The organism is Flavilitoribacter nigricans DSM 23189 = NBRC 102662, assembly GCF_002646595.1.
GTDB classification, from domain to species: Bacteria; Bacteroidota; Bacteroidia; order Chitinophagales; family Saprospiraceae; genus Flavilitoribacter; species Flavilitoribacter nigricans.
The window spans coordinates 44,625-59,426 of the sequence record NZ_PDUD01000049.1; the positions used below are offsets into that span (position 1 = coordinate 44,625).

The following is a 14,802-nucleotide window of genomic DNA, read 5'->3' on the forward strand; positions in this document are numbered from 1 at the left end:
CGCAATTTTTTCCTCACCTTTGTCCGACCAACGTTTTTCTATTCATGTAAAGCATCTAGTTTATGAAAACTATCCTTACTTTCGGAAGGAAGTGGCTACTTACGTTAGTAGGTAGCATTTTACTGTTAAGCCTGTCTGCTCAAACCCTGCGGGTGAGCGGCATGGTGCAAGAAGATGAAAGCGGATTGCCGCTCATTGGGGTATCCGTAACGGTGAAGGGAACGACTACCGGAACGGTCACCGACCTGGATGGCCGGTACGCACTGGAAGCCCCGGAAGACGGCACCCTGATCTTTTCTTATGTCGGTATGCAGGCCCAGGAAGTGCAGATCAACGGCCAGACGACCATCAACCTGAGTATGTCCGAGGATGCGGTTGGCTTATCCGAAGTAGTGGTGGTCGGTTACGGCGTGCAGAAAAAAGCAAACCTTTCGGGAGCGGTGGATCAGATCACTCCGGAACAGATACAAAGCCGACCCATCAGTAACCTCGCCCAGGGATTGCAGGGCGTATCACCCAACCTGAACATCGATTTCAACAGCGGAGCTCCCGGGCAGGCCGCCAAGATCAATATCCGGGGACTGACCTCCATCAACGGCGGCGAACCGCTCATCCTGATCGACGGAGTGCCTTCGGATGCTATCGAATTGAACCGGCTGGCTCCGGAGGATGTAGAAAGCATTTCGGTGCTGAAGGATGCTTCCTCTGCGGCTATTTACGGGGCACGCGCCGCTTTCGGCGTGATCCTGATTACGACCAAAACCGGTCGGCAGGATGGTGTCTTCGTAAGCTATAACTCCAACTTCTCCACCGGTACTTCTACCATTCTACCGGATAAGATCACCGATCCCTACATCTATTCCCGGATGCTGGAAACGGCAACCGATAATACGCCCTGGGATTACGTCAATTACAGTGATGAAACCTACGCCTGGGCCAAGGAACGCTCCGAAAACCCAAATACGCCGGGTGTACGGATCAATCCCAACGACGCGACTTCCTGGCAATATATGGGCGGACGCGACTGGACCGATTATTTCATGACCAACTATACCAACGCGCAAAATCACCACCTCAGCATTAGTGGAAAATCCGACGTGACGAGCTACCTGCTGTCCGGATCTTTCAATCGGCAAAACGGTGTGCTGACCCTGGCCGACGATTACTTTGATCGCTATTCGCTCCGGGGCAAGGTGAATTTCCGGGTGAACGACTGGATCTCCATCAGCAATAACACTTATCTCACGGGCACCCAGCGGGAAAATCCTTCCTACTTCAGTCTCTGGGATCTGTATAACTTTTTTCCGACGGACTGGGATAAGAACCCCGACGGGACCTGGGCCAATACGGCGGTAGGCCAAACGGCCGCAAAGCTAACCGACGGCGGAAATTCAACCCGCGATTATAACAGTTTGCAGAACACGATCTCCGCCGAATTCAAACTGATCGGTGATCACCTGAAATTGAATGCGGATTACACCATCCGTCAGGGCAACCTGGATGTGAATACTTACTGGACGAAGTATTCCGTCGGTTTCGGGCCGGACGATGTACGGGAGCAGGGCTCCAACGCCGCCCTGCGCCGTTCGATCAAGGATAACTACAATGTATTCAATGTCTATACCACCTTCAATACCAATTTCGGCCAGGATCACGCCTTGACCGTTATTGGAGGTTTCAACCAGGAGTACTACCGCACCGAACGCTTTGATGCCTACCGGGACGGTATCATCTCGGCCAGTTTGCCGACCATCGCGCTGGCCACCGGTACGGCGGAAGTGGACGAAGCGATCTCCGATTGGGCCGTTCGCGGGGTATTTTACCGCCTAAACTATATCTTTAAGGATCGCTATATCGTTGAATTCAACGGCCGTTACGACGGTTCTTCCCGTTTCCCGCAGGACAAGCGTTTCGGTTTCTTCCCGTCGGCTTCGGCAGCCTGGAGAATTGATAAGGAAGGATTCATGCAGGATCAGGGGCTGATCAGCCTGCTCAAACTCCGTGCTTCCTACGGTAGCCTGGGTAACCAGTTCGTCAGCAACTACGGATATATTCCGACGATGAGCGCCACCGACGGTCTCTATATCTTCGGTGATCAATTACCGCAGCGGATCCAGCCGCCCGCCATCGTTTCTTCCAACTATACCTGGGAAGATGTGACTTCGCGCAACTTCGGTCTCGAAGTAGGGATCAAGGAAGACCGCCTGCTGGCTACTTTCGATTATTACGTGCGGGAAACCAAGGGAATGCTTACACTGGGCCGGGATCTTCCGGATGTACTGGGTGCGAACGAGCCGCTGGAAAATGCCGCAGATCTGGAAACCAAAGGCTGGGAGCTGGGGCTCACTTACCGCAACTCATTCGATGTGGGACGCAAACCCCTCCGCTTCGACGCCAAATTCGTCCTGTCTGATAACCGTTCCTTTATTACCCGTTTTGACAATCCCAACCTGAACCTGACCCAATTTTACGTAGGCCAGGAGATCGGCGAGATCTGGGGACTGGAAAGCGACGGTCTTTTCCGCTCCCAGGACGAGATCGATCAGCTGGATCAGAGTAGCATCATTCCGTGGGGCGCACTGACGATCACGGAAGGCTGGCCGAAATACGTCGACCAGGACGGTAACGGCATTATTGAGAAAGGCAATACGGTAGATGACCCTAAAGACCTGAAAGTCATAGGGAATATGCTGCCTCGCTTCCGGTATGGCCTGAACCTCGGTTTTGAGTGGGGCGGACTGGATGTCAATGCTTTCTTCCAGGGCATCGGCAAACGGGATTACTACCCGCAGGATTACCTTTACTGGGGTTTTTACCAGCAACCCTACGCCGGAGGTTACGTGCACCTGATGGACTATTACCGCGCCGCGGACGACAGTCCGACCGATATGGCAAAACACTCACAGGCCTATATCGATGCCGGTCTGGCGAGTGCCAATACCGACGCGCAGTACCCGCACCTGCAGGCCTGGCTCGCAGACCGGAACCTGGGCGAACGGATCGACCAGGCGCAGGGCCTGGCGATTCCCCAATCCGATTACCTCCTGAATGCCGCTTATCTGCGGTTTAAGAATCTGACGATCGGGTATACGCTGCCGAACAGTCTGACCAGCCGGATCAACATCTCCCGGATCCGGGTCTTCCTCAGTGGCGAGAACATCACGGAATGGTCCGGCGTGGCCGACTATTTCGATCCGGAAGCGATCAGCGACAGCGATATTCGCATCGATCCGAGTTTGTCCGTTGGGCGCCAGAACGGAAGCGGTTACCAGTATCCGTTCCAACGCCGGTATTCCGTGGGCATCAATGTTGATTTTTAATGAATTAATTGCGGTAAAAGAAACTAACAATCATGAAAAATATATTATTTCCAATCATCGGTGTCGCCATCCTGCTGGTGGGCACTTCCTGTAACGATGAGTTCCTGGATCGCTTCCCGGAGACCTCCATTGGAAAGGAGAATTTCTTCAATTCCGAAGAAGACCTCTCCATTTACATGAACAACCTGTACAATTTTCCCGGATGGGGCATCTACGTGGCCGATGGCTACGCCACCACCGATAATGCCTCCAATACGGGTAACACGGAATTGAAAACGATGATGACGACCAATCCGAGTTCAGCAACTATTACCGGAGGCTGGAACTGGGGGCGGCTCCGTACCATCAATTTTTTCCTGGAGAACTTTGAAAAGGCGGATATTCCGCAGGAAGCACTGGATCACTTTGAAGGTTTGGCGCGCTTTTTCCGGGCCCTTTTTTACGTAGATAAAGTACAACGCTACTCCGATGTGCCCTGGTACGACCAGGTTTTGGGCACCGATGACGAAGATAAGTTGTATAAGGGCCGCGACGACCGCGCCATGGTAGTAGACCATATCTTTGAAGATTTTCAGTTTGCCGTGGACCACATCCGTACCGACCAGCCGGATGGAGCAGTGGACAAATGGGTAGCCATGACCTACATGGCGCGCTATGCCCTCTACGAAGGAACTTACCGCAAGTATCATCCCGAACTGAATCTGCAGGGCACTGCCACCGCCTACATCGAACTGGCGCGGGATCTGGCCAAACAGATCATGGATACCGGACGGTTCAGCATTTACAGCACCGGGAATCCGGATCAGGATTATTACAACTTGTTTGTCAATGCCAATCTCAACGGAAACCCCGAAGTCATTCTGAATAATATTGCCATTACCAACCTTAAGAATAGTGGAAACTCCGGTACCATTTTCGGTAACTACGAGACCAGTCCGAGCAAGGATCTCCTGCAGACTTACCTGATGCTCGACGGTGCGTTTTATTCCGAGATGGAGGGTTACGACACCAAACTGTTCGTCGAAGAGTTTGAAAATCGCGATAAGCGACTGGCTCAGACCTACGCCTATCCGGGTTGGGAACTGATCAGAACGGGCACCTACGCTCAGGGCGGTGGGGTGTACGTGCAGCAGTTGTCCAAGAACTTCTCCGGTTACCACCAGATCAAAGGATACGTGAACGACCGGGATGATGACGTCATCAACAATGTAGACGTGCCGGTACTGCGGTACGCAGAAGTGCTGTTGATCTTCGCCGAAGCGAACGCCGAACTGGGCGCTCTGGACCAAAGTGTCCTGGACGCTACGGTCAACGTATTGCGTGCCCGCGTAGGCACCCCGGCCATGACCATGGATGCTACCAGCGACCGGCTGCAGGAGGCCCGCTATCCGGGTATTTCCGACCCGTTGCTCCTGGAGATCCGCCGGGAGCGCCGGATCGAACTGGCAATGGAAGGCTATCGTTTTGATGACCTTATGCGTTGGGGTGCCGGCAAACTGGTGGAAAACGAACCGGAAGGACTGTACTTCCCCGGCCTGGGCAAATACGATCTGACCGGCGACGGAGTAGAAGACATCATTCTGATCGATCAGACGGAATCCGTTCCGACGGGTGATGATAAGGAGGTCAATTCCAATGGCGTAGCCCTTATTTACTACCGCGCCGGCGAACAGGGTTCGGATGCCAACGTCTACCTGGCCAACGGCACCAGCGGAACGATACAGACCGTGCGGGAAAGAGGGACTTTCGAAGATCCGAAGTATTACTACCGCCCCATTCCCCAAACCCACGTAACGGTTAATCCCAATCTGACGCAGATCTTTGGCTGGGAATAAAATGGAAGAGTTACAGAATTAGATAAGAAAAAGCAATGATCGAACCGGGAAATAGTCTGATGGCTGTTTCCCGGTTTTTATTTGGTACCCACTACCAGGTAGCGATGCTCCGTATAGCCCCCGTGGCAGAGTGCATCCGAATCGTAGCGGCCGCTTACCTTTTCCCACTGGCAGGTCGTCGGATTACAGGTGAATACGAGATCTGTCCACCAAACGCGATTGCACTTGGGGAATACGTATTTGTTGTAAACCCCTTCCGGGATCTTAATGGTGGAGCCTATTTTCAGGCGGGGCATACGGAATTCTACCCAGGTATGATCGCTAACCTGCTTGAAGGTCCGGGCCTTGCAGAAACATTCTTTTTCCGCCTCTAGGGCCCGGATATTGGCCCGGGCCAGTCCCACGAATTGTCCGTTCGGATGTTGGTCCAGGTATTGTTGGAAGGCCGCGATCGTTTCCTGCCGGGCCGCCGCTTCGAAGTCCAGATTGTCCTGCCGGATCAGATCATCTTTGGCCTCGATCACCCGGATGCTGTCTTCGGCATCGGCACGGAACCGGCCATCGGGAAATTCGGCCAGGTAATCTTTGTAGGCACCGAGGGCGCGCACTTCCAGTACCTGCTCCCAGTACGGCTGATCACCGAGCTGTTGGATCTTCTGGTGCGCTTCCGTTGCGTGTTTTCCGTTGGGATATACATCGAGGTAGGTATTGTAAGCTCGCAGATCGTTAACCGACAGCGTTCTTTGCCAAAGCTTATCGTCACCGGCCTCATCGGGGGCGGGGCCGATCTCGGTAAACTGCTGGCCCGGACTGGATGTGGCACCCCGATCCTGCATGAAAAAGTAAATACCGCCCGCCAGCAGTAAAAGGACCACGGGTAGGAGGTAGAGCAACAGCTTATTGCTCCGGACACCAGTTTCGACTCCGGTCCGCGCGGGTTGTTGGATACGAGAGGAAAGGTCTACCAGGGCTACGGTGATCCGGTTCATTTCCCGATTGGCTTCCTCTTTGGAAATGACATCCATCCGCATTTCTTCCTTGAGCTTATTGTACCGGCTATTCAGCAGGATCAGCTCTTTATCCAAAGTGGAAAATTGCCGTTTGGCCAGTAATTCAAAAACCTGGTCAATCTCGTTTTTGGCAACTAGCTGTAAGATCTGTTCCTTGAGGCTTTGGTCGATGTCCATTATCAGGTTGCTGGTTGTCTGTAAGATATGAATTCCCTTAGACATTTATACCCTGTACGTACTTTCAGGGGATTAGTTGCCAGGCTTAATCATTATCGGCTATTACCAGCGGTTTGGCCGGCCGGTATTGCTGGGTCAGCCGGGATACGACTACAATAGAGATCAAACCGGAAACCATCGCCAGGGTCCGGTAGGGAAACAGTACCACCCCATCTTCGACCATCGGGTAGGGGAGTATGATCGGTATCCCAAGGGTAGCGTCTCCACCGCCGAACCGCAGAACAAAAGCTACCAAAAATCCGGCCAGTACCCCCGGCGCATTTGCTTTCGGGTCGAACAGCGAGCAGACCAGCGCCGGGAACAACAGGCAATAGACAAAATCACTGCACAGGAACCACAACTCGTATACACTCTTCACCTGCAGGGCCAGCAAGAGGGCGGCAATACCGATGATCCAGATGGAGCGCTGGATGACTTTCTTCAACTGAAACTCGGAAAGGTTCGGCCGGATGAGCGGCCGGTAGACATTCCAGGAAAGCATCGAAGAGGCCGAAAGGATGGAAGAATCCACCGAAGACATCACCGCGGCGGCAATGGCTCCCAGGCCGATGGTAGCGATCCAGGGATTGGTCAGGTAGCGGATCACCCAGGGTAGGGTAGTGGCGGCATCAGGCGGCGGATTCAGTCCCATGGCCACCCAGTCTGCCTGTTGACCGATCACTCCGATCACGATGGGCGGAACGGCCGCCAGGAGGCAAACCAGGCCCGCCATGATCGACAGGCGTTGGGCGATGCGCTCGTCTTTGGAGGACAGTACCCGCTGGAAGTAAACCTGCCAGGGAATACCGCCAAACATGAGCAGCAGCGCAAAGTCCCACCAGTTCCAATAATAGGAGCCGAGGGCTTCCCGACTCGGAAGCAGACTGGCGGCCGCCCCGAAACTTTCCTGATAGTCGCCCCATATTTTGGACCAGCCACCGACCGTGTTCAACGCAAACGGCAGAACCAGGAACAAACCGCCGAAAAGGATGATCATTTGCAACAGATCGGTAATAGCCACAGCCCACAGCCCGCCGAGTGCGGTATAGGCAATGGCGATGAGCGCGGAAAGGATGATGGACGTGGTCGTATCCAGTCCAAGCACGGTACCGAAAGTAGTACCCAGCGCGGTCAGGATGGCCGCCGTCCAAAATATCTCTCCGGAAAGAGCGGGCAGGAAAAGCAGTCCGGCAATCCTTTTTCCGAATCGCTGTTCCAATGGATCGAGCATGGTGCGAAAGCGGTACCGGCGCATTTTGCGGGCAAAGAACAGGCCGCCGATGATCAGGCTCAGAGCGTAACCCCAGGGGGCCTGCACCCAGACGAGCCCGCTGGAGGCCGTATATTCCGCCGTACCGTTGATATAACCTCCACCTACCCAGGTAGCGCTCATGGTAAAGATGGCCAGCCAGAGCGGTACGGAGCGGTCGGCCAGCATCATGCCGTTGATCCCTTCGTCTTTACGCAAACTGGCCGCGTAGGCACCCAGCAGGAAGACCAGGGCGTAAAAGAACGCCATGGCCAGGAAACCGGGCCAGAAAATATCCTGCGTGTCGCTGAGGACGAGGTAGAGCGCGATGAGTATAAAGAGACCAAACAGCCCGAGCATCGGGCGCCAGATAGATGGATTTTTCAAATTCATAGCGTGAAGTTACAAGCTTTCCTTAAATTCGAGCCGGACAGCAAAATAACAATGATGGCAAAAATCTTAGCTTGGAGTGTACATGTATTCACGGCCAGCGGTTTACTTTCGGCCTTTATGGCCATAATAGCGATCGATGCGGGCAATTTCCGGGAAGCCATGTTGTGGCTCTTTTTGTGTCTGCTCATCGATGGAGTAGACGGTACTTTTGCCAGAATGTTTCGGGTGACGGAGGTGTTGCCTCACGTAAAAGGACAAACGATCGACTACGTGATCGATTTTGCGACCTACGCCATTATCCCGGCCTACTTTTTTTACAGTGCCGAACTGGTGCCGGCTCCCTGGGACCTCTATCTCACTTTTGCCATCTTACTCGTATCGGCCCTGTACTACGGTCTGGACGGTATGGTTTCCGACGGCATGCATTTCGTCGGCTTTCCGGTGATGTGGAACATGGTGGTCCTTTTTCTGTATTTCATCTTTGATTTTTCTCCCTGGGGCAATGCCATACTCATTCTGGCTTTTGCCATATTACATTTTGTGCCCATCAAATTCGCCTATCCCAGTCGGGCCCGCCGGTTCAAATGGGTGATTTTAATCAATACCATATTATGCCTGATCAGTGTATTTTTGGCGGTATGGCTATACCCCGAACGGCCGCTCTGGATCTGGTGGGTGTCCGTCCTGACGGTTTCGATCTACGGACTGATCGCGGTGTTGGAAACCTACATTCTACCGGAAGCGTGACGAATCCTTCGTCTGGCCCGGAAATATCCGCAAAGTAGCTAAACTGTTGGCGGGGCGCTACTGTTGCCAATGATAACTAACCAAATATAAAACATACTTGCAATGGAAGAAATACTGGATACCATACGCTCCTGGGAAAAGCAAGGGCTGGATTATGCCGTGGCCACCGTTATTCAAACCTGGGGCTCCGCTCCCCGTCCGGTAGGTTCAGTGATGGCTATTTCCGAGAACCTGGATATGGCCGGTAGTGTGAGCGGCGGTTGCGTGGAAGGTGCTGTGGTTAAGGAAGCAAAAAGTGTGATGGAAAGCGGTCGGCCGAAGACTCTGGCCTTCGGTGTGAGCAACGATCAGGCCTGGTCGGTAGGTCTGACCTGCGGCGGTAAGGTGACCGTTTTTCTGGAACCGGTAAGTCGCCAGCAAGCACTTAATCAAAAGCTTTTTTCCTGTCTGGAAGGGCACGAGCCCTGTATCCTCGTCAGTCACCTGCAGAACGAAAAGCTGGAGCGTAGTCTGGTCTTTCCCGACGGCAGCCAAATGGGAAGCACCGTGCCGGAAGAAGTGGCGGAAGAAGCCCTGGATGCCTACCGCAGCCGAAAAAGCCGGCAGGCCGAGCTGGGATCGGGCAATTGGTTCATTCGGATCTATCCGCGTCCGAGCCGCCTGCTCATCATTGGTGCGGCGCACATTGCGGTGGATCTGGTCCACCTGGCGCATTATTTTGGGTTCGAACCCATCGTGATCGATCCGCGCGGTATCTTCACCGACCGGACGGTTTTCAGCACGCCTCCGAAGGAATTGATCCGGGACTGGCCCGCGGAGGTGCTTCCGAATTACGATTTCGATGCCTATACCTACGCCGTTTTGCTGAGCCACGATCCGAAGATCGACGATCAGGCGCTACATTTGCTGCTGGATTCGGATATTGCCTATATCGGCGCGTTGGGGAGCAGCCGTACCCACGCCAAGCGGGTGGCCCGCCTGCAGAAAGCCGGTTTCAGTGAAGATGCGATCGCCCGGATACACGGGCCCATTGGCGTCAATATCAGCGCCCGCTCCGCCCGGGAGATCGCCCTGAGCATTATTGCCGAGCTGATCAAGGTGAAAAACGGAGGAGCAATTTGAAATTGATATCTTAAACGCTTAATTTCCTCAATTTAGTAAGGCGCATTCGATGGTGTCGTTGCAGAAGAATTGGATAAAAATTTCCTAGAAAATTGATAGATGCGGTAGCGATCGCCAAAAGATAATGCTCACGGAATAAAAAGAAAACGGCTACACCATTTAGAATGATGAAGGGCAAAAGGTGACCAAATTCGGATTTCTTGCTTTTTGTCCAAAGCTGATCCATCCCTTCTTTTCTGCCATTAAAATAACCTTTACGCTGTTCCTGATTGCGCCACAGTGTGGCCAATAAGATTTTTCGGAAAGTCTCCACGCCTAAACGATCGAACCAGGACTTCAAAACATCGGGAGAGTGGATCTGGTAATAAGCTTCCGGTAATAGATTTTGGGTAGGAAGCACAAATCCGGGAAAAGCAAATATTCCCGTAATAAACATATTGATTATCCACGCCAGAAAAATGGTCAGCAGAAAGGAATTGATGCTTACCTGTCCCAGATGGCCAACCAGCTTGTAGGACTGCCAGATCAAAAACAGAGACAGCGTTATAAAGGAAATCTTTTTTAGCATTTCCAAAAATTACGGTTTTGTCAGTAACCTATCGGTTTCTGGTAGTATAAAAGTATATACATTTTATTTAACTCAAAAACCCATATTCTAAATGTCTTCATTTTTGAAGTTTTCCGCTTTCTTATTGATCACTTTTACTATCACCCTGAGCACTGCCTGCAGTAAGGACAATCCGGGGCCCGGCGGTTGTGCCGCTAATTTTAACTGGACCGTGGAATTGCAGGATGAGGCAAACGTTCTGAGCAACGCTGCCCAGGCCTACGCACAGGACCCGACTACAGAAAATTGCAATACCTATAAGGATGCCTATCAGGATTACCTGGATGCAGCCGAGGACATTGATTTCTGTGTACCGGCGGCGGATCAGGCTGCGTACGATGCAGCTATCGAAGATGCACGGGATAGTCTGGATGACCTCCAGTGTTAATCTGAAGTTTTAGCAAATTGAAAATAATAGCCGGTCAGCCTTGGTTGATCGGCTTATTTTTTTGGTCCCGGTAATCGGGACGTTGCTCGAAAAGACGCTGTTCTTCCTTTGATCTTTTATGTATTTTTGGAGAACACCTACGCATTTCAGATTACCGATGAAATATCGCCTGTTATTCTTCTTCCTATGGGGCTTCCTGCCATTTTATTTAACACCTGTACTGCGGGCCCAAACTCCTGATACTACGCTCCGGACCCCGGAGCGACCCAGGATCGGCCTGGTACTCAGTGGTGGCGGCGCCAAGGGAATGGCCCACATCGGCGTGCTGAAAGTGCTGGAGGAAGTAGGGATCCGGCCGGATTTTATTACCGGCACCAGCATGGGAAGTATCATTGGTGGCCTCTACGCGATCGGCTACCGGGCGGATAGCCTGGAGCGTCTGATCCTGGACCAAAACTGGTCCGAGGTACTGAGTGACCGCATGCCTCTGCAGAATGTCATCTTCGAAGAAAAACCCTTTTTTGAAAATCAGCTGGCCGAATTCGATATCGGCAACTGGCAATTTAAGGTGCCCAGCGGCCTCAACCAGGGGCAGCAGATCTCCAAGCTACTGAGCCGCCTGACCCTGCCGGCCATGGAAGAGTCAGATTTTCGGAAATTCCCCATTCCTTTTGTGTGCAACGGGTCGGATATGATCAGTGGTAAATCGGTGGTCCTGGAAGAAGGAGACCTGGCGAAAGCCATGCGGACCAGTATGGCGATCCCGACCGTTTTCACCCCCATCCGGAGTGAGGAACAGGTGCTGGTCGACGGTGGCCTGGTGCACAATTTTGCCGTGCGCGAGATCGTGGACATGGGAGCGGATATTGTGATCGGCGTTTATACCGGCCGGCAGAAAGCGGCTCCGGAACACATGGACGGCTTGTCCGATGTACTGTTGCAGTCCTTCTTTCTGATGGGCATCGAGGATGCGGAAAAACAAATGGATCTGATCGATATCTACATCGAACCGGACCTACGCAACTATAGCGCCTCCCAGTTTTACGAGGCCGATTCCATTATGTACATGGGCGAACTGGCGGCCCGCCGGGCGTTGCCGCAGTTGCGGCAACTGGCCGATTCGCTGCGGCAATATGCAATTCCGTCGGAGGTCCCCGCTCTGGAATCTCCTGATCCTCTGGTCATCCACCGGGTGGATGTACAGGGAAACGAACGCCTCACCGGATATGAGATCACCGGCCGCTTCGATATCCGGATGGCCAAACCGATCACCGTAGACGATATCGACGCGGGGATCGACCGGCTGTTCGGGACCAATGCCTTCGAAAAGGTGACTTACCGGGTGCAACGGGAAGGGGATCGAAATTTTCTGACCCTCGATGTACAGGAGAAATCCCAGGCCATTCTCAAGGCAGCGATCAATTACGACAGTTACCACGAGGCCGGCTTTCTGCTGGGGCTCATCCGCCGCAACCTCTGGCTGCCGGCATCCCGTTTGGTGGTGGTGACCAAACTGGCGGACAACTACCGCCTCAACGCAAATTACCTGAAGTACGTCAGCCGCAACCAACGGGCCTCCCTGGCGGCGGAGTTTCGCGTCAATCGCGATGAACTACCCTTCTACCAGAAAGGCATCACCGTGCAGGAATTTAAATTGACGGAATCCGTTTTCGATGTGGGCTGGCAGTATCGATTTGGGCACAATGTACTTTTTTCCACCGGTGTGCAGCGGGAACGTCTGGTGTTTCAACCCCGTTCCGGGATTGATCCGGGCTTCAGAAAACTGGTCTTTACGAATCATCTGGTATACGGCGGTCTGGACATCAATTCGCTGGATCGCAATATCTTTCCCCGTAGGGGCGTGCAAATGCAGGCCCGGGGCAAACTGGTGAACAACAGCCGTTTTCGCCTGACTGAACCCAATGTGAATATCCCGTTTAACCCGGATACACTTTTTAGTTTTGATCCCTACTTCAAGCTGAGTCTGCAGCTTAACAGCTTTATTCCGGTGCACAGCAAGGCTTCCATCGTGTTTCGGACTTTTGCGGGCTATATCTGGAACCCCAAAGACAACTTCGTGGATTTCTTTCTGGTAGGTGCTCCGGAGCGATTGGGGCAACGCCACATTCCCTTTCTGGGGCTGGAGGCTAATGAGCAGGTAGCAGCCGCAGCTTTTGGTGGTAGTCTGGGCTGGCAGCAGTTCGTCAGCCGGGCGTTGATGTTCCGACTGGAAACCAATTTCGGCTTTTTCCAGTCGCCCGATAACCTGCAGATACCCCGGGATCGCAATATCCCACTTTGGGGTTTTGGGGCTACGATTGGCTATCAGTCTTTTCTCGGCCCAATTACTTTAACCTTTTCGTTGCCTCTGAAAACGGATGGTACGGTACAGCCGGGGGTGAAATCTTTTTTGTCGATTGGGCATCGGTTTTGAGGGGGAGATGCGAGGGGTCAGGGTTGGGAGGTGTCAGGTGTCAGGGTTTGGGGAGTGAGGGTTGAGAGGTGTCAGGTGTCAGGGGAGGGTTCCGGGTAACTTTGAGGGGCTACCCGGAACCGGTTGAATTAGTTTCGATGAATGATCGTTCTGCACGAATGCGGTGATCAATCCATTTTGGCTTCTTTTTCTTCGAATACCCGTTCCACCTCGTTCTCGACCGGCGGGATGGTCTGCAGGTAGGCAAAAATGGCGCCTACTTCGTAATCGGTGAGCAGGGCGTAGGGGGCCATTGGGTACCTTAACTTCGGTTCGCCTTGCTTGATCCCGCTTTTGACCGCCAGGATGAATTCCGCTTCGGTCCAGTCGCCGATGCCGGTGGGATGGGGGGTGAGGTTGGCGGTTGGGACGACCTCGCCTTCTAAGTTCAGGGTCGGGTTTCCACCGCCGAAATAACCGGCGCTCTGGGTAGGTTCCAGAAAGTCGTTGGTTTTGAAATCCGCCGAATGGCAGGAATAGCAATCCAGGTTGTGGGCCAGATACTTACCCAGTTCGACCTTATTGGTAGTATCGGGCATTTCGATCCGGTTTTCCGGTAGTGGGAACGGTTTCCAGGCTATGTTACAGAGCAACTTGGTCAGGAAACCTACCTCGCTGGGTTGATCCGGCTTATTGATCGCGGCCACTATCGGATCATCGGATTTCAGGAACGAGATGATCGCATGGATATCCTCATCGGCCATGAGCGGCAACTTGGCCATATAGGGCGGTGCGTACTGGCCATCCTTTTTGATGCCGGTACGCAACAGGTACATGAGTTCTCCCGGCGTCCAGTCGCCGATACCGTATTCCTTATCCTGGGTGATATTCTGCGAATAGATGGTGCCGAATTCCGCCGGAGCATCTTTCATTTGCGCTCCGGTCAGTTGCCCGGTCTCGGGGTCCCGGTGGCAGCCTGCACATAAAGTGAGGGTAAGTTTTTTACCACGGGCAATGCTTTCCGGCGTGCTGTTCAGCTGATAATCCGGAATATTTACTTCGTAGGAGGGGATGCCCCGGTAATTGATGGTAAACCCGCCGATCAGAGCCAGCACTACAATGACGCCGAGCGCAATTCCTCCGTACTTTAATCCTTTCTTCAGGTGAGCTTTGGTAATTTTGAAGTTTGGTTTTTTCATGTAATAGTATGTTATAGGTGTACAAATCTTAAGCACCACCAGTCCGGGAAAACCGGTTGGCAGGGAGGGGCGTTATTCTTCAAAAAAGGCGGTGGTTGTAGATAAAAGGCCCGTTTCATGCCCGAAGGCAACTGTGGGAGGCTTTGGAATTGAGACGGGAAATTAAGAAAATTCCATAAAAAAATATAATTGCGATTTAGCGTGGTGAGGCGGATACTGCTTAAAACCACCCGTTTTTCCTGCTTAATTTAGCCATTGGGAGAACGAATAAATAAAAAAAGTGCCGGTCCACCCGGGACCGGC

10 protein-coding genes are annotated in these 14,802 nt (G+C 52.9%); 6 read left to right on the forward strand and 4 right to left on the reverse strand.

Going from position 1 to position 14,802, the window contains the following annotated elements:
* Nucleotides 1-62 precede the first annotated feature (62 nt).
* Nucleotides 63-3,320 carry a SusC/RagA family TonB-linked outer membrane protein gene (locus CRP01_RS35410; protein WP_099154827.1) on the forward strand — a complete coding sequence of 1,086 codons (3,258 nt, stop codon included), beginning with the start codon at nucleotides 63-65 and terminating at the stop codon, nucleotides 3,318-3,320.
* A 32-nt stretch (nucleotides 3,321-3,352) separates the two neighbouring features.
* Nucleotides 3,353-5,155 carry a RagB/SusD family nutrient uptake outer membrane protein gene (locus CRP01_RS35415; RefSeq protein ID WP_099154828.1) on the forward strand — a complete coding sequence of 601 codons (1,803 nt, stop codon included), beginning with the start codon at nucleotides 3,353-3,355 and terminating at the stop codon, nucleotides 5,153-5,155.
* Between the two features lie 77 nt (nucleotides 5,156-5,232).
* Here the strand turns inward: CRP01_RS35415 and CRP01_RS35420 are convergent, their stop codons facing one another.
* Both CRP01_RS35420 and CRP01_RS35425 read right to left on the reverse strand, forming a co-directional pair.
* Nucleotides 5,233-6,342 (reverse strand): hypothetical protein, encoded by a 1,110-nt coding sequence (locus CRP01_RS35420; RefSeq protein WP_099154829.1) that lies wholly within the window; start codon nucleotides 6,340-6,342, stop codon nucleotides 5,233-5,235.
* Nucleotides 6,343-6,427: 85 nt separating this feature from the next.
* Complete coding sequence (locus CRP01_RS35425) at nucleotides 6,428-8,023, reverse strand: sodium:solute symporter family protein (protein ID WP_099154830.1); 1,596 nt, start codon at nucleotides 8,021-8,023, stop codon at nucleotides 6,428-6,430.
* Nucleotides 8,024-8,077: 54 nt separating this feature from the next.
* Between CRP01_RS35425 and CRP01_RS35430 the strand changes: the two genes are divergently transcribed.
* Nucleotides 8,078-8,770: a CDP-alcohol phosphatidyltransferase family protein gene (locus CRP01_RS35430; protein ID WP_099154831.1), complete on the forward strand. Its 693-nt coding sequence runs from the start codon at nucleotides 8,078-8,080 to the stop codon at nucleotides 8,768-8,770.
* Nucleotides 8,771-8,872: 102 nt separating this feature from the next.
* Nucleotides 8,873-9,892, forward strand: coding sequence for an XdhC family protein (locus CRP01_RS35435; RefSeq protein WP_099154832.1), 1,020 nt, complete (start codon nucleotides 8,873-8,875; stop codon nucleotides 9,890-9,892).
* Between the two features lie 10 nt (nucleotides 9,893-9,902).
* Here the strand turns inward: CRP01_RS35435 and CRP01_RS35440 are convergent, their stop codons facing one another.
* Nucleotides 9,903-10,460 (reverse strand): glycosyl-4,4'-diaponeurosporenoate acyltransferase CrtO family protein, encoded by a 558-nt coding sequence (locus CRP01_RS35440; protein WP_099154833.1) that lies wholly within the window; start codon nucleotides 10,458-10,460, stop codon nucleotides 9,903-9,905.
* A 91-nt stretch (nucleotides 10,461-10,551) separates the two neighbouring features.
* Between CRP01_RS35440 and CRP01_RS35445 the strand changes: the two genes are divergently transcribed.
* Together CRP01_RS35445 and CRP01_RS35450 are read left to right on the forward strand one after the other, a co-directional pair.
* Nucleotides 10,552-10,887 (forward strand): hypothetical protein, encoded by a 336-nt coding sequence (locus CRP01_RS35445; protein WP_099154834.1) that lies wholly within the window; start codon nucleotides 10,552-10,554, stop codon nucleotides 10,885-10,887.
* Nucleotides 10,888-11,044: 157 nt separating this feature from the next.
* Entirely contained in the window at nucleotides 11,045-13,321 is a 2,277-nt protein-coding gene (locus tag CRP01_RS35450) for a patatin-like phospholipase family protein (protein WP_170110678.1), read from the forward strand.
* 167 nt (nucleotides 13,322-13,488) lie between these two features.
* Here CRP01_RS35450 and CRP01_RS35455 read toward each other — a convergent pair whose 3' ends face one another.
* Nucleotides 13,489-14,499, reverse strand: coding sequence for a c-type cytochrome (locus tag CRP01_RS35455; RefSeq protein ID WP_170110679.1), 1,011 nt, complete (start codon nucleotides 14,497-14,499; stop codon nucleotides 13,489-13,491).
* Nucleotides 14,500-14,802 lie beyond the last annotated feature (303 nt).